Annotated in this window: 1 protein-coding gene; it reads right to left on the bottom strand. The window is 48.4% G+C overall.

Annotated features, from left to right (window positions below; genetic code table 11):
• The coding region (locus EP57_RS17005) for an immunoglobulin-like domain-containing protein (protein WP_338151742.1) at positions 1-527 on the bottom strand (527 nt) is incomplete at both ends.

The following is a 527-nucleotide window of genomic DNA, read 5'->3' as shown; positions in this document are numbered from 1 at the left end:
GCTACGCTTGTTACAGGTACTGTGACACGGTTGCGTTCGAATCCTTGGGCATCATAACCCGCCATTTCTACAGTGTCGCTTGCTGAAGTGATGACGTCTTTCGCATAGATAGCGTAGGCACCGTCTGCGACGCTTGTTTGGCGTTTAACATCGCCATTCACGAAAATTTTCACACGAGTGATGCTTGATCCAGCTGTGCCACTAACGTTTTGGTCGGTTGCCATATTAAATCCTGTAGCTGTCAATTGGTAGGCCGCACGATTGTCTGCTTGAACAGTGGCAGTTGCCATGTTCCCAATAGTTCCTTTGGCATCAACGGAAGCGATTTGGAAGGTGTTTCCTGCTGTTGCTAATTTCGCTTGATCGCCTGTGTAGATAGAGAATTTACCGTCTGTTACCGTTGCGTAGCGAACGAATTTACCGTCGACATAAAGGGCTACTTTCGTTGCGCCTGCTGGCGTTGTTCCTGTAGCGTACACGTCTGTTGTATAGTAAGTCGCGATAGTTGGAGCTGCCAATACGGATAC

The sequence above is a fragment of the Listeria booriae genome, from assembly GCF_000766865.1.
Lineage (GTDB): Bacteria > Bacillota > Bacilli > Lactobacillales > Listeriaceae > Listeria_A > Listeria_A booriae.
This window is presented reverse-complemented; position numbering and strand designations above follow the sequence as displayed.